Raw genomic sequence first — 22,161 nt, forward strand, 5'->3', positions numbered from 1 at the left:
ACGCATCCCGGTCGATGCGCTCATCCGGCCGCATCGTCTCCCAATGCCTGGATGAACCGCGAAAACAGCTCGGGTTGCGAAGAAATCCCGAGCTTTACGTACAAATGCCGCCGATGCACCTTCACCGTTTCGGGTGAAATCGCGAGCCGTTCGGCGATCGCCTTCGACGAATTGCCGCGCAGCACCATGCGCGCGATCGACATCTCGCGGTCGGTCAGCACGCCCGCGCCGAACCGTGCGAGCGCCTGCTCGACGCGTGCGCCGAGATCGGCGTCGGGCGTCGCGCGTGCGGCGTCGCCCACCAGCCGCCAATGCTGCCGGATTGCCGCGAGCACCCACGGCATCGCGGCCGTCAGCTTGCCGAGCGGCTCGACGTCGAAGCGCGTCGCTGCACCGAGCGACAGCGACAGCAGCGTGGCGGCATTCGGCCGCACGAGAATCTGGATCTCGTCGTCGCCGACCGCGTCGCGGAAATAGCTCAGGAAATACTCGCTCTGCCGGAACAGGTCGGGCGCGACTTCCTCGAGCCGGTAGCAGCCGTCGGCGAGCCCGTCGTGCGCGGCCTGCAGGAACGGATCGAGCAGATATAACCCATTCAGGTAAAGCGGCACCGGCGACGCGGTGTCGGCGCCGCCCGTGTCGTATTCGTCGAGCACGAGCGGCACGCCGTCGCGGCCGATCGCGGTCGCGAGCGCGTTGTCGAACGGCGTCATTTCATTGAGCAGCAGCACCAGGAACCGCCAGAAACGCGGCTGGCCGAGATGATCGATTGCGCGGCCAAGCGCCTGGTGCATCGCGATTTCGGAAAAGAGACGATCCATACCACCACCGGATGGGCGTAACACGAAGGGGGAATAGCGGTCCTGAAATTGGCTTCCTAGACTGCCACGCAATCAATCGGGCCCGAGTATGGGCGTTCAAAAACAAGTGGCATAGGAGCAGGAGAACGAAATGGCGATGATGTCGGAATCGACGGCCACGCTGCAAGCGGCCTCTGCAACGGAAGACGCGCCGCGCGCGCTGTCGCAGACGCTCAGCGTGCGCGATGCAGTGATGATCACCGTATCGGGCGTGACACCGGCCAGCTCGATCTTCGTGATCGCGCCGTTCGCGATCCAGCAGGCCGGCAGCGGCGCGGTGCTGTCGTTCCTGCTCGGCGGCGTGCTCGCGCTCGCGTTCGCGCTCTGCTATGCGGAACTCAGCGCCGCGCACCGCAGCGCGGGCGGCGAATACGTGATGGCCAAGCGCGTGTTCGGCACGCTGCCCGGCTACCTGACCTTCATCACGGTGCTGTCCGTCAGCGTGTTCATCCCGGCCGTGCTCGCGAGCGGCGCCGCGCCGTACCTGAACAACGCGCTCGGCACGCACTTCGGCAACCAGTCGGTCGCGCTGACGATCGTGCTGCTCAGCTATCTGCTCGGGATGCTGAACATCAAGACGAACGCATGGATCACCGGCGCGTTCCTGGTCGTCGAAATCGGCGTGCTGATGCTGATCGCGGGGCTCGGCTTCGGGTCGCCGCATCGCGGCGCCGAAGTGCTGATCGCACCGGTCGTCGCGAGCGGCAATGCGCTGGTGCCGGCGACGCTCGCGGCCATCGTGCCCGCGATCGGCACCGCGATCTTCTGCTACAACGGCTTCGGCTCGGCCGCGTATCTCGCGGAAGACCTGCGCGGCGGCAACCGCAACGTCGCGAAGGCGGTGATCTATTCGCTGCTGGTGATCCTCGTCGTCGAACTGGTTCCGCTCACCGCGATCGTGCTGGGTGCGCCGTCGCTGACGGAACTGACGAAGAGCGCCGATCCGATCGGCTATGTCGTGCGCTCGCTGAGCAATCCGGCCGTGTCGCGCGTGGTCAGCGGCGGGATCTTCCTGTCGGTGTTCAACGCGATCATCGCGATCGTGATCACGATGGGCCGCCTGCTGTACAGCAGCGGCCGGCATGCGCTCTGGTCGCGCACCTGCAACCGCGCGTTCTCGACGATCCATCCGCGCCTCGAATCGCCGTGGCTTGCGACGATCGCGCTCGCGATACCGTCGGCCGGGCTGGTGTTCGTGTCGAGCCTCGACGAGCTGACCGCGTTCACGGTGGACCTGTTGCTGCTGATCTACCTCGTCGTCGGGCTGGCCGCGCTCGCGAGCCGGTTCGTGCGCCGCGACGTCGAGCATCATTACCGGATGCCGCTGTGGCCCGTGACGCCGCTCGTCGCGGTGGCGGGCGCCGCCTATACGCTGGTCACGACGCTGGCAACCGCGACGAAGCCGACCGACCTGATCATCATCGCGGGGCTGCTGGTCGCGGCCCTCGTGATGTACGTGGCCTGGGCGCGCCACAGCGAAGCATTCCGCGCGCTCTGAGCACCGGATCGACACCTTGCATCACCGCACACCGAACCATTGAAAGACGGGAGGAACCGCATCATGCGCACGAGGGATCTCGGCATCCGCATCGGACTCGGCACGCCGGGCCGCTTCAACGCGATCACGGACGTACCGGGCGTGCGGGTCGGACACTGCACGCTGAACGTCGAGAACGACGACGCGTCGATCCGCACCGGCGTCACCATCATCGAGCCGCGTGCGGGCGCCGCGCACGATTCGCCGTGCTTCGCGGGCGTGCACGTGCTGAACGGCAACGGCGACGCGACCGGGCTCGAATGGATCCGCGAAGCCGGCCTGCTGACGACGCCGATCGCCTATACGAACACGCACAGCGTCGGCACGGTGCGCGACGCGCTGGTCGCGAACGAACGCGAAGCGGCGGCCGGCCGCGTGTACTGGTGCATGCCGGTCGTGATGGAAACCTACGATGGACTGCTGAACGACATCTGGGGGCAGCACGTGAACGCCGCGCACGTCCAGCGCGCGCTGGCCGCCGCGCAGTCGGGGCCGGTCGCCGAAGGCGGCGTGGGCGGCGGCACGGGCATGATCTGCCACGAGTTCAAGGGCGGCATCGGCACCGCGTCGCGCGTGCTGGCGAGCGACGCCGGCGGCTGGACCGTCGGTGCACTCGTGCAGGCGAACTACGGCGTGCGCGAGATGCTGCGCGTGGCCGGCTACCCGGTCGGCGAAGTGCTGCGGCACGTGCATTCGCCGTTCCGCGAAGCGGAAGCGAAAGGCGAAGCCGGCATGGGCTCGATCGTCGTCACGATCGCGACCGATGCACCGTTGCTGCCGCATCAATGCACGCGTCTCGCGCAGCGCGCGAGCGTCGGGCTTGCCCGCGTCGGCGGCGGCACCGAGGATTCGAGCGGCGATATCTTCCTCGCGTTCGCCACCGGCAACGACGGCTTGCCTGCCGCGAACTACGGCAACAAGGGCATGCCGACGACCGACGTGCGGATGGTCAACAACGACCATATTTCCGCGCTGTTCGTCGCGGCGGCGGAAACGGTGGAGGAGGCGATCGTGAATGCGCTGGTCGCGGGTGGCGACGTCGCGTCGCGCGGGGCGCGGGTCGAAGGGCTCGGGCAGGCGCGCTTGCTGGATGCATTGCGCGAAGTGGGCTGGCGGCCGGGGCGCGGCGCCTGAAACGGCAAGCGCCGCTTCAATCGAAGCGGCGTGGAGCAGGACGGCGATGCGGCGATCGGCCGGACCGCCGTCCGCCAGCGCATGTGATGCATGCGGTGCGGGCGATACGGGCCTGGCCGTGACGACGCGGCGTCATGCTTAGCTGCCGAAGTAGATGTTGCAGAAGCTGACCGGGCCGACGCAGGCGTTCGGGTCGTCTTGCTTCGATTGCGCACGATCGACGCGGCCGGCGGCCTTGACCGCCTCGGCGCGGTTCGCCTGTTGCGGTGCGGCGTCTGCCGGCGCCGGCTGCGCGTGGGCGACAGTAGCGGCGAGCGACAGGGCAACGAGGGCGAGGTGCAGCGGCTTCATTTTGTTTCTCCTGGGTGAGTGCCAGTCTCGCTGGCAGTGAGGAAACTATAGGCTCGCACTGCTTAAAGATTAATCACCGCGGCTGTAGAGCTTATTTCCATCCGGAACAACGATGCCGTTGCGCGCGCACCCGTCTTCAATGGCGGTGCCGGTTGAACGGCGCGTCCTTGTCGAGCAGCGCGCTGCGCATGAAGTGCAGGCAGCCGACGATCCGCTGCATGCTGCGGCGCGCGTCGGGCACCGCGTACCACGCCTGCAGCGTGTGCTGGGCCGCGCGGATCGCGAGATTCACGGATTTCAGCGTGCGCGCATGGCGGCTGGGCGTCGGATCGTCGAAGAAGCGCGGCAGTTCGATCAGCACCGCATCGATCGAACCGGTCCAGCGCAGCGTCTGCGGCGGTTTCGACGCGCAGAACGCATGCAGCTCGTCGCGCAGGTCGATGACCGCGTGGCCGACCTCGAGCGTCGACAGCATCCAGCGCAGTGCATCGCGATGCTGTCGCGTGCGGCGCACCAGCAGCGTGCGCAGTTGCGCCATCAGGTCGTGCGTGCTCGACTGGAAGCGCTGCGCGAGGCCGTCCGGCGCGCCTTCGCATGCCAGCGTCACCTGGCGGCGCAGGTCGTGCGCGATACGGCCGGTGAGCCAGGGCATGTGCGTCGGAAACACGACGGCGAACACGAGCGAGCACGCAAGCATCGCGACGACGATCGCCAGCCCGTTGTTGATCAGCACTTCAGGCGTATACGCGATCGCGTTGTCGGGGCCCGCGAGCAGGCAGAAAAACACCGCGAAGCCGATCCCGTAGCCGGACAGGCCCGGCCGCATCGCGAGAAACGCGCCGAGGCCAAGCACCGGCGCGAGCGCCGCGCACAGCAGCGGGAAGCCGTCGATGTTCGGATAGACGTAGCACAGGAACAGGTAGCCGACCGCGGTCGCGAATGCCGCGCCGACGCCCATCTGCGCGACGAACTTCGGCGCGCGCGGCGAGGTCGAGCTGAGCGCGCACGCGATCGCGGTGGCGATCACCGCGAGCGGGCCGCTCGGCCATTCGGACGCGATCCAGAACGCGCTCATCGCGCCGACGGCGACCACCGTGCGCAGGAACGCGAAACCGACGAAGAACGCGTTGGTTTTCACCGCGTAATGCGTGACCGAGCGCTCGAACGCGTGGTCGTCCTGGTCGAGCGACGCGTAGGTGTCGACGTAGCCGAGATATTCGCCGATGAACCGGTACAGCAGCTCGATCGCGGTATCGAAGTCGAGCAGGCCGCCGGCCGCATGGTCCTCGATTGCCCGCCGTGACGCACGCGCGGCCTTCGGCAACGCACTGTGAAAGCGGCGCAGTTCGAGCAGCGCGCCGGTGGCCGGTGCGATGCCGCGCTGGCGTTCGTCGCGCAACGCCGCGAAGCGCAGCGCGAGCGCGTCGACGTGCGGCGCCAGTGCGTCGAGCACCGCGTCCGAGTGATTCGCGCGCAGCCGTTTGACGAGCTGGTGCAGCGCATGCAGCCGCGTGCATGCGTTCATGAACTCGCTGTTCAGCCGTGCAAGCCGGCGGCTGCGCGCGCGAATATGCGGATCCTCGAACGACGCGAACGCGCGATTGGCTTCGAAGCCGACGATGTCGTCGACGAAATCGGCGAAGCGCCGTTCGAAATCGCCGCGCGCGACGTCGCCCGACAGCGCGCCGGCCGTGAACGCAGCGAACGTCGCGTGGCGCGTACTGAGCGAGCGCATCAGCGCCTTCGCGGAACTCAACGGTAGGATCAGCGCGCTGACCGCGCCCGAGCACGCGATGCCGAGTGCGACTTCCGCGGCGCGCGTGAGCGCGGACTGGAACAGCGTCTGCGGCGTCATCACGGCCGGCAGGCCGATCAGCGCGGCCGTGTAGCCGGCGAGCACGAAGCCGTACCAGCGAAAGTGACGGTTGCGCACCGCGAGCGCGATGCAGCCGCCGATCCACAGCGTGATGCCGGCCATGTACAGCTCGGGCTGCTGCGCGAACAGCCCGCCGAGCGCGAGCGCGCCGACGAGGCCGGCCGCCGTGCCGAGCACGCGATAGAAACTCTTCGCGAACACCATGCCCGACAGCGGCTGCATCAGCACGAACACGGTCGTCATCGCGGTGCGCGGCTGCGACATCTCGAGACGCATCGCGATGCCCATCGCCAGCAGCGCCGCGAGCACGGTTTTCGCGAGGTGCAGCCAGATCAGCCCGTCGGTTGCCGCCCAGTCGCGCGCCGCGTTACCGAGCGGATCGAGCCATCGCCTCCATCGTGCCGGTTCGATGGTCGGTCGCTCGATCGCAGGTTGTGGCTTCATGAAAAGAGGGCCCAAGACCGACCGGGCGGGGTGCCGCGGCGCGTCCGAACGGGTCCGTTCGACTGGTGAGGCGCCGATTGTAGGAGCGCGGCGCCCGTGCATTAACGCAGTTGCGGGGAAACGATAGTTGCAGGCGGCGTAACAATCTGTCGCATGCAGTGGAGGAAAATGGCGGCTCCGCTACAGGTCGCTCACAGGAATGGATACCCTACAAAACATGCGGGTGTTTTCGCGCGTCGTCGAGACGGGCAGTTTCACCGCCGCCGCGCAATCGCTGAATTCGACGACGGGCGCGATGTCGCGCGCGGTGTCGGAACTCGAGGCGCGCCTGCGCACCCGTCTGATGAATCGCTCGACGCGTCGTCTCGCGCTCACGTCGGCCGGCGAAAGCTATCTGCGGCGCTGCCGCCAGATCCTCGCCGACGTCGACCGCGCGGAAGAAGAGGCGAGCTGCGCGCACGAGCGCCCGGCCGGCGTGCTGCGCATGCACAGCTTCGCGAGCGTCGGCCATCACTATGTATTGCCCACGCTGACGCGCTACCACGCGCAGTTCCCGGACGTATCGATCGAGCTGTCGCTGTCGCAGCGCATGCCCGACCTGTTCGACGGCACGAGCGACATGGCCGTCGTCACCGCGTCGTCGCTGCCCGATTCGGAACTCGTGTCGCACCTGCTCGGCTCGACGTTCAGCATTCTGTGTGCATCACCCGACTACGTGAAACGGCACGGCGTGCCGGCCCGCCCGCAGGATCTCGCCGCGCATGCGTGCCTGACGCTGTGTACGCCGGCGTTCCCGACGCACGAATGGGTGCTGGAAGGGCCCGAAGGCGTCGAGCAGATCCACGTCGCCGGGCCGGTGCAGACCAATACCGCCGAATCGCTCGCACTCGCGATCCGCGACGGCATCGGGATCGGCATGCTGCCGCTGTATTCGGCGATCGACGCACTGCGCGACGGCACGCTCGTTCGCGTGCTGCCCGCGCATATCCTGCAGAAGATGAACGTGTATGCGCTGTACCCGTCGCGCCGCTTCGTCGATGCGAAGGTGCGGACCTGGGTCGAGATGCTGCGCGCCCAGGTGCCGGCGATGATCGCGCGCGACGTCGAGATGTTGAACGCGATCGACCGCGAACCGCAGGCAGCCTGAACGCAGGCCGCCTGAACGCCGCGCGCGCATCGGCGCGCGGCGGGTTGCTTCATGCAAATGCCGAATACGCGTCGCTCGCCATGCATCCTTGATGCGAGCGACGCGCGTCGTTACAGCGCGGGCTTGGCCGCCGCGCCCGATTCGGTGGCCGGCTCGCCGGCCGGGCCGTACGCGGCCTGCGCCGCTTTCCGCTGGGCGAGACGTTTCGCCTGCAGCCGTTCCTGCGCTGCGAGGATGTCGTCCGGATAGTTGCCGATTTCACCGCGCGCCGGGTTGTAGCCGACCGATTCGAGATCGATCAGCTCCTGCAGCACCTGCGCGCGCGTGACGGGCGACTTCGCCTGCTGGGCGAACGACAGGGCCGGTGCGACAAGCAGGACGGCAGCGGCGGCGGTAACGACGAGCGATTTCACGAGATTCTCCTGGTACAGGGTAGGCGGCCGGAGCGGCGCGCGACGCGCGGCTGCGACTTTCGACGTCAGTCTACGCAGCGCTTCCACGCGCAAACACCCCGATTCCAGGAGGGCTGCGTTCCAGAAGCAACAACATTGGCGGCGTCGCCCGCAGTCACCGAACCCGTGTGCGAACACGGGCGCCGTGCACACGGGCGACGTGCATACGGGCGCAGCGTAGGCAGACGACGTCGCGCGCTACCGCTCAGAACCGCGTGCGCATGCCGATCGTGCCGACCACCTGGTTCGCGGTGCTCGATGCACCGCCCGACGTGTTGATGAACGCCTGGTAGCCGCGGCCGGACGCGTGCTGGAACATCGCTTCCGCGTACAGGTCGGTGCGGCGCGACAGCTTGTACACGGCCTGCACGTCGACCTGATGCCATTTCGGGTCGGTGCCGTGCTTGCTGTCGGGATTCGACACGCTGGCGTCCGTATAGACATAGGCCGCGCCGAGGCTGACGGCCGGCGTGACCGCATAGCGCACGTTCACGTCGTAGTTGTTGAACGCGATCTGGCCGCTGGAGCCGAACGAGCCCGTGTTGTCGTACTGCGAGCGCGTGTAGACGAAGCCGACGGTCGCCGGGCCGAACACGTAGCTGACGCCGCCGCCGTAGGTGCGCATGCGGTCCGAGCCGATCGACCAGCCACCCTGGTTCAAGCTCTTCGCTTCGGCCGAATCGGTCGCGCCGGGGCTCGCGCTCGTCGAGCCCTTCGTGCCGTTCATCTGCAGGTAGGCGCCGGCCAGCTTCAGCGGGCCGTTCGTGTAGCTCGCGGCCACGCTGTATGCGCGGTTCGCGCTGAAGTTCGCCGAGTTGGAGAACGCGTACAGCGCGCCGACCTTGAAGCCCGCGATCGTGTCGCTCGTGTACTTGACCGCGTTGTTGATGCGCAGCGAGTGGTTCAGGTTGTCGTTGTCGAACGGATGCGCGAAGCCCGTATCGCCGAAATCGCCGGACGTCGCTGACAACGGCGCGACGAAGTCGACCATCGTGTCGTACTGGCGGCCCAGCGTCAGCGTGCCGTAGCCGGCGCGGCTCAGGCCGACATACGCGTGCCGGCCGAACAGCTTGCCGTCCTGGCCGAGCCCGCCGTTGTTCGCGTTGAAGCCGTTTTCGAGCACGAACAGCGCCTTCAGGCCGCCGCCGAGATCCTCGGTGCCGCGCAGGCCGAAGCGGCTGCCGTTGATCGTGCCGGTCGCCATGCGCCACTGCGACGCGCCGTTCACGTTGTTGGTATAGGCGATGCCGGCGTCGATCAGGCCGTACAGCGTGACCGAGCTTTGCGCGTGGGCGAGCGGCGCGAACAGGGTGCCGGCGCACGCGCCGGCGATCAGGGTTTTTTTCATGGTGAAGCTCCTGCGTGTGGGAGGGGAAACCAAAGTTCGGCGCAAGTATAGAAATGCGCGGCACGCGCAAGGGCCTGGCGGCCGCGAGCGCACTGTTCCGGATCCGGCAAGAGTCGTTCACAAAACCGACATGACGTGTCGCGCGCGCGCCGGGCAGGCGATTCTTGCGTGACGGCCGGCGAGCGGCTTCCGTCCGGCGCGGCCGGCTGTCGTGTCGATGCAACATGCGCGGCACGTGCGCGCGACGCTGCTTTTCCTCCATACTGGTCGCCCGGACCGCACGGCCGCCGACGCAGATCGCGCGGCCGTGTCAACGCATACGACAAGAGGCCTCCCCATGAACCTGTTCAACGTACGCTTGCGCGGCCGCGACGGCCTGTTCACGATCGGCATCGATACCGGCAGGATCGCGCGGATCGATGCGCAAACCGCACCGATCGCGCCGACGAACCCCGACCATATCGATGGCGGCGGCCGTCTCGCGATTGCGCCGCTCGTCGAACCGCATATCCACCTCGACGCCGTGCTGACGGCCGGCGAACCCGCGTGGAACATGAGCGGCACGCTGTTCGAGGGCATTGAGCGCTGGGCCGAGCGCAAGGCGACGATCACGCACGAGGACACGAAAGCCCGCGCGCATACGGCGATCGGCATGCTGCGCGACCACGGGATCCAGCACGTGCGCACGCACGTCGACGTGACCGATCCGACGCTCGCGGCGCTGAAGGCGATGCTCGAAGTGAAGGACGAGGCGCGCGGGCTGATCGACCTGCAGATCGTCGCGTTCCCGCAGGAAGGCATCGAATCGTTCGACGGCGGCCGCGCGCTGATGGAGCAGGCGATCGAGCTCGGCGCGGACGTCGTCGGTGGGATTCCGCATTTCGAGAACACGCGCGAGCAGGGTGTCAGCTCGATCCGCTTCCTGATGGATCTCGCGGAGCGCACGGGCTGCCTCGTCGACGTGCACTGCGACGAGACCGACGATCCACATTCGCGCTTTCTCGAAGTGCTCGCGGAAGAAGCGCGCGTGCGCGGCATGGGTGCGCGCGTCACCGCGAGCCACACCACCGCGATGGGTTCGTACGACAACGCGTACTGCTCGAAGCTGTTCCGGCTGCTGAAGCGGGCGGGACTGAATTTCATCTCGTGCCCGACCGAGAGCATCCATCTTCAGGGGCGTTTCGACACGTTTCCGAAGCGGCGCGGCGTCACGCGCGTCGCGGAGCTCGACCGCGCCGGACTCAACGTGTGCTTCGGGCAGGATTCGATCAAGGACCCGTGGTATCCGCTCGGCAACGGCAACATCCTGCGCGTGCTCGACGCGGGCCTTCATATCTGCCACATGATGGGTTACCAGGATCTGCAGCGCTGCCTCGACTTCGTGACCGACCACAGCGCGACGACGATGCATCTCGGCGATGGCTACGGCATCGCGGTCGGGCGTCCGGCGAATCTGGTCGTGCTCGACGCGGACAGCGACTACGAAGCCGTGCGCCGGCAGGCGAAGGCCACGCTGTCGGTGCGCCACGGGAAAGTCATCATGCGGCGCGAACCGGAGCGCATCACGTATCCGGATTGACGGGAAAGGCGGGGCCATCCCGGCCCGCCGGCCTTCATGTATTCACAAAATGCATGAGTTGATTAGAAAAATACGTTTGTCTCATGAGAAGGGCGGGCCTACGATGCGGTCCTGACGACGGCGTGCACTTTGCGCGCCGTCCTTTCGATCCTCGTTCGCCGACCCCATGCGCCTCGATCTTCCGTCCGCTCCCGCTTCTTCCTCGCCGCTCGCCAGCCCGTTCGCGCGCATGGCCGTCGTCACGGTCCTGACCGGCATCGGCGCGGGGCTCGGCGGCATGCTGCTCGCGTTGCTGCTGCATGCGATCCAGCACATCGCGTACGGCTACAGCATCGCGCACGTGATCGGGTCCGAGAGCTTCCTCGGTGGTGTGACCGGGGCCGAGCCGCTGCGCCGGTTGGCGGTGCTGGCCGTCTGCGGGATCGTCGCCGGCGGCGGCTGGTGGGCGCTTTACCGGTATGGCCAGCCGCTCGTCAGCATCCGCCGCGCGGTACGCGCGGCCGATCCGCGGATGCCGTTCGTCAGCACGACGGTTCACGCGCTGCTGCAGATCGTTACCGTCGCGCTCGGCTCGCCGCTCGGCCGCGAAGTCGCGCCGCGCGAGATCGGCTCGCTGCTCGCCGGGCGGCTTGCCCATGCGGCGCGACTCACGCCCGACGACTGCCGGCTGATGGTCGCGTGCGGCGCCGGCGCGGGGCTCGCGGCCGTCTACAACGTGCCGCTCGGCGGCGCGATCTTCGTGCTGGAGGTGCTGCTCGGCACGTTCGAAATGCGTGCGCTGATCGTGGCGGTCGTGACGTCCGCGATCGCGGCGGTCGTCGCGTGGGTCGGCCTCGGCAACGAACACCAGTACACGGTGCCGGCGTTCGTGCTGAGCACGCCGCTGGTCGCATGGTCGATCGTCTGCGGGCCGCTGTTCGGCTTCGCCGCGTACGGTTTCGTGCGGCTCACGACCCGCGCGCGGGCGAACGCGCCGAAGGACTGGCGGTTGCCGGTGTTCGCGCTGCTCAACTTCGCGGTGATCGGCGTGCTCGCGATGTGGTTTCCGCAACTGCTCGGCAACGGCAAGGGCCCGGCGTCGCTGGGTTTCGACGGCACGCTGACGATCGGCCTCGCGGCGGCGCTGCTCGTGCTGAAGGTGTTGATCGAGGCCGGCAGCCTGCGGGCCGGCGCGGAAGGCGGGCTGCTGACGCCGGGTCTCGCGAACGGCGCGCTGCTCGGGGTCGTGCTCGGCGGATTGTGGAGCGTCGCGTGGCCGGGCGCATCGCTCGGCGGATGCGCGCTGATCGGCGCGACCGCGTTTCTCGCCGCGTCGATGCAGATGCCGATCACGGCTGTCGTGCTGCTGCTCGAATTCACGCGTGCGAATCACGACAGCCTCGTGCCGATGCTGCTGGCCGTGGCGGGGTCGCTTGTGGCGTATCGGCTTGCGCAGAAGCTGGCGGAGCGGCGAGCGACAGCGATCGCAGCCGTCAGCACGCCGGAGGCGGTTGCTCGCTAGCAGGCTCACGCCAGGGCCCGTATACGCATCGATGCGCGCTGTGATCCATCCACGATGTGGCGTATCTGGAGGGCGTCTCGTGGGTACGGGAAGAGCAGGCATCGCTGACGCATCAATTCCGTTTCGGAGTGGATTAGCCGCGAAAATAGCGCCATAAGTCACAATAGACGGGAATTATATTTCTCGAGTGCATCTCTCCTATAACTCTATAATATTGTGAATTACGAGAGATATAGCGCGGGAAGACCCACTATGTTGGAATTAAGTTTTCGCAAGCCCGATGAAATCGTCACACTGCTTTGCGCGAGGCTTCGCACGGAGCGGCTGGCGTTGCAACTGACGCAGAGCGACGTAGCCGCGCGTGCCGGCGTCGGTTCCAATACCGTGTCCAATCTGGAAGCCGGACGCAATGTGAGCCTCGAGACGGTAGTTCGTGTAGCCATGGTCCTGGGACGAAGCAAGGAACTCGAAGGATTGTTCCTGCCGAAGCTCGATAGCCTGGAAGACGTTCACCGGTATGAAAAAAGTGCCAAACGTCAGCGCGTGAAGAGGGGCAACCAGAAATGATCGAGCGGATCGATGTCTACTACGACGGCTGGGGGGAGCACTGGCTGTGGGGATCGATGGTTTCGACGACGGCGATCACGGGGCGCCCGTTGATCGTATTCGAATATGGCGATGACGCGCGCAAGAGGGGGCTGGAACTGTCGTCTTATGCGCTCCCATTGCATGGGGCGAGGCTGCGCAAGGACTTCCCGTCCCACCAGCTGGGATTGCCCGGCCCAGTCTATGACGCGCTGCCCGACGGATGGGGCATGTTGCTCATGGACCGCTTGTTCAAACGCCGCGGTCTCAACGCGGCACGCATCGGGCCGCTGGAGCGATTGGCTTACATTGGCAACCACGCAATGGGCGCCCTGTCGTTCGAGCCGGTCGCGCTCGAGATCCAGGCACCGCAGCCGGATATTCCTCTCGACCGGCTCGCGGCCGAGGTACAGGAAGTCCTCAATGGTGAGGGCGGCGAATTCCTTCATCAACTGCTGCAGGTGGGCGGCTCTCCGCAAGGTGCCAGGCCGAAGGCCCTGGTCTATCGTGATCCGCAGTCCGGCGTTTTTACCACGGCCGCGGTGGCGGGTTCTGAAGCATGGTTGGTCAAGTTCCCGGCCCGGCAAGAGCATCCCGAGGTGTGCGCGATCGAAATGGTCTACGCCGAGTGCTTGCGCATGTGCGGCATCGAGACCCCGGACACGCTGCATTTCAATTTGCCTGACGGGATGGCGGCATTTGCGTCCAGGCGTTTCGATCGACGGGACGGTCTGCGCGTGCCCATGCAAAGCGTTGCCGCGTTTACCGGTGCCGATTACAAAACGCCGGGTGCGCTGGACTACGTGAACTTCTTGCGCGCGACTCACATGTGCACCAACGACGTACGCGAGAAGGCGCGGGCGTTTGAACGGGCTGTCTTCAATGTCGCGTTCAACAATCGCGACGATCATCCGAAAAACTTCGCATACGTCATGTCGCGATCCGGCCAGTGGAAACTCGCGCCGGCCTACGACGTGACATTCTGCGAGGGGCCGGGCGGTTACCACCAAATGGACGTCATGGGCGAGGCGCTGCGGATCGACCGGGCGGCATTGCTCGGACTGGCAAAGGAAGCGGAGCTTTCCGCGGCCGCTGCCGGCGACATGATCGACGGAATGTGCGGAGTGGCCAGCCAGTTCTCGGCCATTGCGAAGCGCCGCTACGAGGGGATCGTCACAGAAGACACCCTGACGGACATTCAGCGTCGAATCGACGAGAACGTTGCGCTGCTGCGCTAGGGCGTGAACACGCCCTAGGGGCAGGGGTTGCCGAAAGAGAATCGGCGAGACGGGCGTTCGTCGGCTCACGGTATCGCACATGCATGATGGGACCGGCTCTTGGCAGCGGGACGTCATACCGCGCCCTCATAGTTGAGCTCGTCCCACCCAGCATCCGCAGCCGCGCCGGGACGACAAGCCGTTAGGACAATCAAGCGCAAGCAAAGCGCGGTCTCCGGATAGCCCTTGTACGCCCCGCAATGCTGGGTAGAACCCTTGAATTTGTTCGCGGGTCATCGCGGCTACGCTCTCACTGACCGGGCTACGGAGTAGCCCGCGCAGAGTGGAGATCGGACCCATCCGGACAAATGCAGGCGTCACATCGAAGCAAATCACGCGGTTCTGTGCAAGAATCCGCGCGTTTCCGCGCCTCAACCAACAACCATACGCGCGGATGTCCCTATCAGGAAACGAGGAGCTCAAGTTGATCCAGCGCATTTCCCGCTTTTTCACGCAGGTGGTTCACCGCGTGTTGCCCGACCCGTTGATTTTCGCGATCCTGCTGACGATCGTCACGTTCGCGCTCGCATTCGGCCTCACGCCGACCACGCCCGTGCAGCTCACGACGATGTGGGGTTCCGGCTTCTGGAACCTGCTCGCGTTCTCGATGCAGATGGTCATGATTCTCGTCACCGGCCATGCGCTCGCGAGTTCGCCGCCCGTCCGGCGCCTGCTCGTCGCGCTCGCGAGCACCGCGCGCACGCCCGGGCAGGGCGTGATGCTCGTCGCATTCGTCGGCGCGCTGGCCTGCGCGATCAACTGGGGCTTCGGCCTCGTGCTCGGCGCGATGCTGGCCCGCGAAGTGGCGCGCCGCGTGGCCGGCAGCGACTACCGGTTGCTCGTCGCGTCCGCCTACATGGGCTTCCTGAGCTGGCACGGCGGGCTGTCGGGTTCGGTCCCGCTCGTCGCCGCGACGAAGGGCAATCCGATGGAAAAGACCATCGGGCTGATTCCGGTATCCGACACGATCTTCACCGGCTACAACGCGTTCATCACGATCGGGTTGATCGTGATGCTGCCGTTTCTCGCGCGGATGATGATGCCGAAGCCGGGCGACGTCGTCAGCGTCGATCCGGCGCTGCTCGCGGAGCCGCCGAGCGTCGAGCGCCAGCTCGGGCCCGATGCGACCTTCGCGGAGCGGCTGGAAGAGAGCCGTGCGCTGTCGGTCGTCGTCGCGGCGCTGTGCGCGGCGTTCCTCGTGCTGCGGTTCGCGCAGAAGGGCTTCGCGCTCGACATCGACACGGTGAACCTCGCGTTCCTCGCGGCCGGCATCCTGCTGCACCGGACGCCGATGGCCTATGCGCGCGCGGTGGCCGGCGCGGCACGCGGCGCGTCCGGGATCATGATCCAGTTCCCGTTCTACGCGGGCATCCAGGCGCTGATGGATCACTCGGGGCTCGCGGGCGTGATCACGAAGTGGTTCGTCGATATCGCGAACGTGCACACGTTCCCGCTGCTCGCGTTCCTCAGTTCGGCCGTGATCAATTTCGCGGTGCCGTCGGGCGGCGGCCACTGGGTCGTGCAAGGCCCGTTCGTGATGCCGGCCGCGCAGGCGCTCGGCGCCGATCTCGGCAAGGCCGCGATGGCGATCGCGTACGGCGAGGCGTGGACCAACATGGCGCAGCCGTTCTGGGCGCTGCCCGCGCTGGCGATCGCGGGGCTCGGCGTGCGCGACATCATGGGGTATTGCGTGACGACGCTGCTGTTCTCGGGCGTGGTGTTCGTCGCCGGGATGTATCTGTTCTGACGGCGTGAGCCGAGATGCGGGGTGGGGCGGAGCCCGCATCTCGCCAGCTTGATTCCAGCCCGCCCTCAGTCGCGCGACCGCACGTCGGCGCGCTCGTGCCCGTGACGCAACGCGAGGCTCGCGAACGCCGCGACGACGAGCGCGGCCGCCAGCAGCGTCAGCCCGTTCTTCGCATTGCCGGTCGCCTGTTCGATCGCGCCGACGACGGTCGGCCCGACGAAGCCGCCGAGCAACCCGCACGTATTCACGAGCCCGAGCCCGCCGGCCAGTGCGCTACCCGCGAGCCGCGACGCCGGAAACGTGAACACGATCGACTGCACGACGAAGAACATCGACGCGGCCACGCACACGCAGAGCAGCCCCGCCAACGGCGACGCATGAGCGGCGCCGATCATCCCGGCCGCCATGACCACCAGCCCCGCACACAGCATCCGGCGCGAGTGATGCGACTCGCGTGCGAAGCGCGGCAGCGTCCCGGCCCCGAGCGCGGCGGCGAGCCAGGGCAGCGACGTCAGCAACCCGACCGCGAACGGCGAGAGGCGCCCCGACGCGCCGATGATGCCCGGCAGGAAGAAGATCACCGTATAGATGGTCAACTGGTGGCAGAAGTACACGAAGATCGCGAGCCAGATCTGCGGATCGCGCAGGGCGGCGCCGAACGCGTGGCCGCCGTGCGCGGCGACGCCCGCGTCCTGTTCGGCGGCCAGCTTGCGCTCCAGCGCGCGGCCGGTTTCCGGGGCGAGCCACGGCGCGGCGCTCGGCCGGTCCGGCAATCGCGTCCATACGACGAACGCGAGCAGGATCGCCGGAATGCCTTCGACGACGAACAGCCATTGCCAGCCGTGGAAGCCGAGCGTGCCGTCGAGCTCGATCAGCGCGCCGGCCAGCGGCCCGCCGACGATGTTGGCGATGCACACGCCGAGCAGGAAATAGCCGGTGGCGCGCGCACGCTCCTCGCGGCCGAACCAGTACGTCAGATACAGCATCACGCCGGGAAACAGGCCGGCTTCGGCCACGCCGAGCAGCAGGCGCATCACGTAGAACGACGTCTCGCCGCTGACGAACGCCATCGCGACCGACAGCGCGCCCCACGTGATCATGATCCGCGTGATCCAGAAGCGCGCCCCGACGCGATGCATGATCAGGTTGCTCGGAATCTCGAAGAGCGCGTAGGTGAGGAAGAACAGCCCCGCGCCGAGCCCGTACGCGGCCGATGAAATGCCGAGATCGACACCCATCGAATGTTTGGCGAACGCGATGTTGGTGCGGTCGAGAAAGCTGATCACATACGCGGCGATCAGCAGCGGCATGAGTTTGTGGAACAGCAGCCGGTTCAGCGACGCGTTCGCGTCGCCGGCGGCGGACGACAGGGCCTGAGCGTGATGAGTGGACATGCGGACGACTCCGATAAGGGCGAACCGGCGCGCACGGCAAGCACGGCGCGCTGCGTTCGGCAGATGCCGCTGCGGTGCACGCAGCGGATGGGCAGTCGACGGAGCCGCGCCGGCGGCGCTCGAACGGAGCGGGGCGATGAAGGGCGTCCTGGCGCCGGCCGGCTCGGGCCGGCGCCGTGTCACTGCGCTTGCGGATGCAGGTGTTGGGGCGGCGACCCGGCGCTCAGAAATTCACCGCGTCGCCGCCCTTGAGTGCGAGCATCGCGCGCGCCTCGGCCGGCGTCGCGATCTCGAGCGACAGGCCTTCGAGCACCTGACGCATTTTCAGGACTTGCTCGGCGCTCGATTCCGCGAGCTGGCCGGGCGCGATCCACAGCGAATCCTCGAGCCCGACGCGCACGTGCGCACCTTGCGCGGCGCCGATCGTCGCGAGCGGAATCTGGTTGCGCCCCGCGCCGAGGATCGACCACACGTAATCGCTGCCGAACAGGCGGTCGGCCGTGCGGCGCATGTGCATCAGGTCCTCCGGATGCGCGCCGATCCCGCCGAGCAGGCCGAACACGCTTTGCACGAAGAACGGCGGCTTCGCGAGCCCGCGATCGACGAAGTGCGCGAGGTTGTACAGATGCGAGATGTCGTAGCACTCGAATTCGAACCGCGTGCCGTTCGCGCCGCAGCGCGTGAGGATCGTCTCGATGTCCGCGAACGTGTTCTTGAACACGAGATCGCGGCTTTTCTCGAGATGTTCTCGCTCCCACGGATGCTTCAGCTCGCGGAAGCGCTCGAGCATCGGGTACAGCCCGAAGTTCATCGAACCCATGTTCAACGACGCGACCTCGGGCTGGAAATGCAGCGCGGGCTGCAGCCGTTCGTCGACCGTCATGTGCGGGCTGCCGCCCGACGTGAGGTTGATCACAGCGTCGGTTTGCGCCTTGATGCGCGGCAGGAATTCGGCGAACACGGCCGGATCCTGCGTCGGTTTGCCGTCGGACGGGTTGCGTGCGTGCAGGTGGAGGATCGCCGCGCCGGCCTGCGCGGCCGCCACCGCGGCCGTTTCGATTTCGTGCGGCGTCACGGGCAGGTACGGCGACATCGACGGCGTATGGATCGCGCCGGTCGGCGCACAGGTGATGATGACTTTGCGAGCGTTTGCCACGGAGGGATTCCTTTCGATGAACGATGCAGGAGGCGTCAGAGCACTTCGACGTTGCCGCAGACGGAGATCGCCTGCCCGGTGATTCCGTGTCCGCCCGGCGAGCACAGGAACAGCGCGGTCGCGGCGATCTCGGCCGGGTCGGTCATGCGCCGCAGCGAGATCTTCTCGAGATAGCGCTGCTCCATTTCGTCGTAGCCGATGCCGAGCTGCTGCGCGCGCGCCTCGATCACCCGGCGCATCCGCGGGCCGCGCACGATGCCGGGCTGGATCGCGTTCACGCGGATGCCGAGCGGCCCGAGTTCGATCGCGAGGCTCTTCACGAGGCCGACCACCGCCCATTTGGTGGCCGCATACGGCGTGCGGAACGCGTAGCCGAGCCGGCCAGCAACCGACGACAACGCAATGATCGCGCCACCGTGTGTCGACTCGCGCAGCAGCGGCACCGCGCGGCGCGCGAACTGGAATTGCGCGTTCAGGTTGATCGCGACGGTTTGTTCCCACTGCACGGGATCGATTTCGTCGATGCCGCCGGTCGGGCCGGCGATGCCCGCGTTGTTGACCAGCACGTCGAGGCCGCCGAGCCGGGTCGACATGTCGGCGAACACGCGCTCGACGGCGGCCGGGTCGGATACGTCGGCCAGCGTCGCGCTGATCGCGCCGGCCGCGGCACGCGGCGGCCGGTCGGCGAGCGCCGCGATCGCGGCTTGCGACGCGTCGCACACGTGCACGCGTCCGCCGCATTCGGCGAACGCGTCGGCGATTTCGAGGCCGATGCCCGACGCGCCTCCCGTCACGAGGACGCGCAGGCCGTCATAGGGTTTCAGCAGGTCGGAAGCTGTCATGCCGGGTTGTCTCCATCGTTGATCTAGTGGGATGGCGGCCGCTCGCGTTTCGGGCGGCCGTGGCAAGCGGCCGCTACGGCTTCGCGTTCACGGTCCGCGGTGTCTGTTCGGCCCGCAGCGTCTCGGCGAGATCGTGCGCGGCGCCGCCGATGTCAAGCGCGATGCCGGCCCGCACGCCCGCGCCGTCGCGCCGTTCGAGCGCATCGACGATCGCGCGGTGCGCATCCATCGAGCGCCGCATGTGCGGGATGTCGAGCGCGACCATGTTGAGGAACGGGCCGACGCGCATCCACAGGTTCTCGACGATCGCGAGCGTGTTTTCGCTGGCGCCGTGCGCGTAGATCGCGCTGTGGAACGCAAAGTTGCTTTGCAGGTAGGCGCGCGAGCGGCCGGCCTCGACGTGTGCCTGCATCGTCTCGCAGGTCTTGCGCACGGCCGCGATCTGCGCGGCGGTCATCCGGCCGCACGCGCGCTCGGCGATGCAGCCTTCGAGCGCGATGCGCACGTCGCGCAGTTCGTCGAGCATGTCGAGCGTCATCGGCGGGACGACGAGTGCGCGATTCGGGCCGTCGACCAGTGCGCGTTCGGCGCGCAGCCGCGTGAGCGCGGCACGCACGGGCATCGTCGACGAGCCGACCGCCTCGGCGACGCTGCGCAGGCTCAGCGCCTGGCCCGGCGCGAAACGGCCGCTCATCAGCGCTTCGCGCAGTTGCTGGTAGACCTTGTCGGCCATCGTTTCCTGTTCGATGGCTTTCAGTACGGGCGGGACGATACGAGGCGGCAAGGCGGGGGTTCTCCTGGGTTTGATCTGCGATCTGTGATCACACTGGCGATGTGCGAAGTTTTGATGATCGGGGGAGCCGAGTCAAGTCGAACGGGATCGGGGAAAACGAGGGGGCGGAAGTGGCTAAGCGGGGGGAAGATCGGTGGCTACGGTGGTCTTTCTAATCGAGATCTTCGTGTTTCGGGTGGCAACAGGATGCAGTGTAAGTGTCGCCAGAGGCCGGCTCTAGAACTTCAAGGACATGGCGCTGGCGAAGTGCCCGGCTACGCATGCAAGCAGGGAACCTCGCGTCAGCAAGGGCATCGGAGCGGCCCCCGCATTGCTCGGCCTGATTGTCGACGCTATTCAAGCGTCCGGATCGAATTGCTGATGCCGCGCGCGCAGTCGATCACCGCCGGCGCGAGCTTGCGGCGCGCGTCGTCGAACGTCCAGCGGCTCGTCGGTGCGACCACGTGCACGGCCGCGACCGGCTGCCCCTGGCTGCCGAGCACGGGCGCGGCAATCGACATGTCGCCGATGAACAGTTCTTCCTGGTTGGTCGCGTAGCCTTCGCGTCGCGCACTGTCGAGCAGCGCGACGAGATCGTCGAGCGCCGTGACCGTGCGCGGCGTATGCGGCGTGCGCACCATGTCGTCGAGCCGCGCGCGCGCGTCGCCGGGCGGCAACGCGCTCAGGAACGCGCGGCCGGAGCCGGTGCAGTACATCGGGATACGGCTGCCGATCGGCATGTGAATCGGCACGAACTTGGTCGACACGAAACGCGCGACGTACACCATTTCATCCTCGTCGGGCTCGGTGAGGTTGGTGGTTTCGCCGGTCAGGTTCGTGAGCTCGGACAGGAACGGATTCGCGACGTCGATCAACGTATCGGCCGCGAGATAGTTGAAGCCGATCCGCATCACGTGCGGCGTGAGCTGATAACGCCGCGTGACCGGATGCTTGCGGATGTAGCCGAGCTTCTCGAGCGTATAGACCATCCGCTGCGCGGAGCTTTTCGTCATCCCCGCCGCGTCGGCCACTTCCGCCAACGTCATCGTGCGCCGCTTCGCGCTGAACGCGCGCAGCACGTTGAGCCCTTTTTCCAGCGACTGGTTGAACAGCAGATCGTTTGCTTGGTCAGGCGACGTTTCCATGGCGAGGGCGGGATCGATTCGATATCGCATCATATCGTATCGAATATCGATACGAAAAAATCTATTTTCGATGTTTTTGATTCGTTTTAAGATCGGGTCATCGTCGCAGTGTCGATCAGCGACCGGCCGGCGCACCGGGTTATTCGAGAAGGAGACATCATGGTTTCGTTCATCAAGCGGTTCGGCGCACTGGCCGCCGGTTTCGCCACCTGTATCGCGCTCTCCACGGCTTCGGCGGGCGCCGTTGCGGCCGAGCCGACGCTGAAGGTCGGCGCGACGGCCACCGGCGTGCCGTTCACGTTTCTCGACGTCAAGAGCAATTCGATCCAGGGGATGATGGTCGATGCGATCACGGCGGCCGGGAAGTCGGCCGGGTTTCGCGTCGACGTGCAGCAGACCGTGTTCTCGGCGCTGATCCCGTCGCTCACCACGCAGAAGATCGACATCATCTCGGCCGCGATGCTGAAGACGCCGGCGCGCCAGCAGGTCGTCGACTTCTCCGACACCGTCTACTCGTTCGGCGAAGGCCTGATCGTGAAGGCCGACGACCCGGGCCGCTATACGTCGATGGACGATTTCAAGGATCAGGTGGTCGGCGCGCAGGTCGGCACGGCGTTCGTCGATGCGCTCAACAAGAAGGGCATCTTCAAGGAAGTCCGGACCTACGATTCGATCGCCGACATCATGCGCGACGTCGCGCTTGGGCGCATCAAGGCCGGCTTCGCCGACCAGCCGATCGTCGCGTACCAGATCGAGCATGGCGTCAATCGCCAGGTGCGGCTCGTGCCGGAATACCAGAGCGTCGTGAAGGGGCAGGTGTGCTTCATCGTGCGCAAGGGTGACAACACGACACTCGAGCAGCTCAACGGCGCGATCCGCAAGATGAAGACCGACGGCACGCTGCAGCAGATCCTGCAGAAGTGGCACATGAGCTGAGCGTCGGCATTCGATTCCCGACCGGCATTGCCCGCGCGTCGCGGGCATCCCCCGCGGCGGGCCGTCCGGCCGTCGCAT

19 protein-coding genes are annotated in these 22,161 nt (G+C 66.8%); 9 read left to right on the forward strand and 10 right to left on the reverse strand.

Translation table 11 applies throughout. The features are described 5' to 3' along the window. Window positions 1–20 precede the first annotated feature (20 nt). Window positions 21–821 carry a helix-turn-helix transcriptional regulator gene (locus HWW87_RS29010; protein WP_175823185.1) on the reverse strand — a complete coding sequence of 267 codons (801 nt, stop codon included), beginning with the start codon at window positions 819–821 and terminating at the stop codon, window positions 21–23. 130 nt (window positions 822–951) lie between these two features. Here HWW87_RS29010 and HWW87_RS29015 point away from each other — a divergent pair, with 130 nt between their 5' ends. Together HWW87_RS29015 and HWW87_RS29020 are read left to right on the forward strand one after the other, a co-directional pair. Further along, window positions 952–2,358 (forward strand): APC family permease, encoded by a 1,407-nt coding sequence (locus HWW87_RS29015; RefSeq protein ID WP_175823186.1) that lies wholly within the window; start codon window positions 952–954, stop codon window positions 2,356–2,358. A 63-nt stretch (window positions 2,359–2,421) separates the two neighbouring features. Continuing rightward, complete coding sequence (locus tag HWW87_RS29020; RefSeq protein ID WP_175823187.1) at window positions 2,422–3,531, forward strand: P1 family peptidase; 1,110 nt, start codon at window positions 2,422–2,424, stop codon at window positions 3,529–3,531. 138 nt (window positions 3,532–3,669) lie between these two features. Here HWW87_RS29020 and HWW87_RS29025 read toward each other — a convergent pair whose 3' ends face one another. Next, window positions 3,670–3,882 carry a hypothetical protein gene (locus tag HWW87_RS29025; RefSeq protein ID WP_175823188.1) on the reverse strand — a complete coding sequence of 71 codons (213 nt, stop codon included), beginning with the start codon at window positions 3,880–3,882 and terminating at the stop codon, window positions 3,670–3,672. 136 nt (window positions 3,883–4,018) lie between these two features. Further along, window positions 4,019–6,202, reverse strand: coding sequence for an FUSC family protein (locus HWW87_RS29030; protein WP_175823189.1), 2,184 nt, complete (start codon window positions 6,200–6,202; stop codon window positions 4,019–4,021). A 199-nt stretch (window positions 6,203–6,401) separates the two neighbouring features. Here HWW87_RS29030 and HWW87_RS29035 point away from each other — a divergent pair, with 199 nt between their 5' ends. Next, window positions 6,402–7,349, forward strand: coding sequence for a LysR family transcriptional regulator (locus tag HWW87_RS29035; protein ID WP_175823190.1), 948 nt, complete (start codon window positions 6,402–6,404; stop codon window positions 7,347–7,349). 110 nt (window positions 7,350–7,459) lie between these two features. On the opposite strand, the gene HWW87_RS29040 is transcribed toward HWW87_RS29035, so the two are convergent. Continuing rightward, window positions 7,460–7,762 carry a DUF4148 domain-containing protein gene (locus HWW87_RS29040; protein ID WP_175823191.1) on the reverse strand — a complete coding sequence of 101 codons (303 nt, stop codon included), beginning with the start codon at window positions 7,760–7,762 and terminating at the stop codon, window positions 7,460–7,462. 244 nt (window positions 7,763–8,006) lie between these two features. Next, window positions 8,007–9,149, reverse strand: a complete 1,143-nt coding sequence (locus HWW87_RS29045; protein WP_175823192.1) for a porin — start codon at window positions 9,147–9,149, stop codon at window positions 8,007–8,009. A 337-nt stretch (window positions 9,150–9,486) separates the two neighbouring features. Here HWW87_RS29045 and codA point away from each other — a divergent pair, with 337 nt between their 5' ends. The 5 genes from codA to HWW87_RS29070 all read left to right on the forward strand — a co-directional run bounded on the left by codA (window position 9,487) and on the right by HWW87_RS29070 (window position 15,838). Beyond that, a complete protein-coding gene (gene codA / locus HWW87_RS29050) occupies window positions 9,487–10,728 on the forward strand; it encodes a cytosine deaminase (protein ID WP_175823193.1) in 1,242 nt (413 codons plus the stop codon). A gap of 166 nt (window positions 10,729–10,894) precedes the next feature. Next, window positions 10,895–12,229, forward strand: coding sequence for a chloride channel protein (locus HWW87_RS29055; RefSeq protein ID WP_175823194.1), 1,335 nt, complete (start codon window positions 10,895–10,897; stop codon window positions 12,227–12,229). Window positions 12,230–12,484: 255 nt separating this feature from the next. Then, on the forward strand, window positions 12,485–12,796 hold the full coding sequence (locus HWW87_RS29060; RefSeq protein WP_338025138.1) for a helix-turn-helix transcriptional regulator: 312 nt from the start codon (window positions 12,485–12,487) through the stop codon (window positions 12,794–12,796). Further along, entirely contained in the window at window positions 12,793–14,052 is a 1,260-nt protein-coding gene (locus HWW87_RS29065) for a type II toxin-antitoxin system HipA family toxin (protein WP_175823195.1), read from the forward strand. Before HWW87_RS29060 ends, HWW87_RS29065 begins: the two co-directional genes overlap by 4 nt. Before the next feature lie 463 nt (window positions 14,053–14,515). Next, a complete protein-coding gene (locus tag HWW87_RS29070) occupies window positions 14,516–15,838 on the forward strand; it encodes a TIGR00366 family protein (RefSeq protein ID WP_175823270.1) in 1,323 nt (440 codons plus the stop codon). A 65-nt stretch (window positions 15,839–15,903) separates the two neighbouring features. Here HWW87_RS29070 and HWW87_RS29075 read toward each other — a convergent pair whose 3' ends face one another. The 5 genes from HWW87_RS29075 to HWW87_RS29095 form a co-directional block, all read right to left on the reverse strand. Continuing rightward, window positions 15,904–17,232, reverse strand: coding sequence for an MFS transporter (locus tag HWW87_RS29075; RefSeq protein WP_175823196.1), 1,329 nt, complete (start codon window positions 17,230–17,232; stop codon window positions 15,904–15,906). A 223-nt stretch (window positions 17,233–17,455) separates the two neighbouring features. After that, entirely contained in the window at window positions 17,456–18,388 is a 933-nt protein-coding gene (locus HWW87_RS29080; RefSeq protein WP_175823197.1) for a 3-keto-5-aminohexanoate cleavage protein, read from the reverse strand. 35 nt (window positions 18,389–18,423) lie between these two features. Next, window positions 18,424–19,230: an SDR family oxidoreductase gene (locus HWW87_RS29085; protein WP_175823198.1), complete on the reverse strand. Its 807-nt coding sequence runs from the start codon at window positions 19,228–19,230 to the stop codon at window positions 18,424–18,426. A 73-nt stretch (window positions 19,231–19,303) separates the two neighbouring features. Beyond that, the gene (locus HWW87_RS29090) at window positions 19,304–20,014 is read right to left on the reverse strand and encodes a GntR family transcriptional regulator (RefSeq protein ID WP_175823199.1); all 711 of its coding nucleotides are present in this window, start codon (window positions 20,012–20,014) and stop codon (window positions 19,304–19,306) included. A gap of 341 nt (window positions 20,015–20,355) precedes the next feature. Then, a complete protein-coding gene (locus HWW87_RS29095) occupies window positions 20,356–21,147 on the reverse strand; it encodes an IclR family transcriptional regulator (protein ID WP_174430034.1) in 792 nt (263 codons plus the stop codon). Window positions 21,148–21,306: 159 nt separating this feature from the next. Between HWW87_RS29095 and HWW87_RS29100 the strand changes: the two genes are divergently transcribed. Further along, window positions 21,307–22,083 carry an ABC transporter substrate-binding protein gene (locus HWW87_RS29100; RefSeq protein ID WP_175823200.1) on the forward strand — a complete coding sequence of 259 codons (777 nt, stop codon included), beginning with the start codon at window positions 21,307–21,309 and terminating at the stop codon, window positions 22,081–22,083. Window positions 22,084–22,161: the final 78 nt, after the last annotated feature.

The organism is Burkholderia sp. BCC0419 (assembly GCF_902830285.1).
GTDB lineage: Bacteria > Pseudomonadota > Gammaproteobacteria > Burkholderiales > Burkholderiaceae > Burkholderia.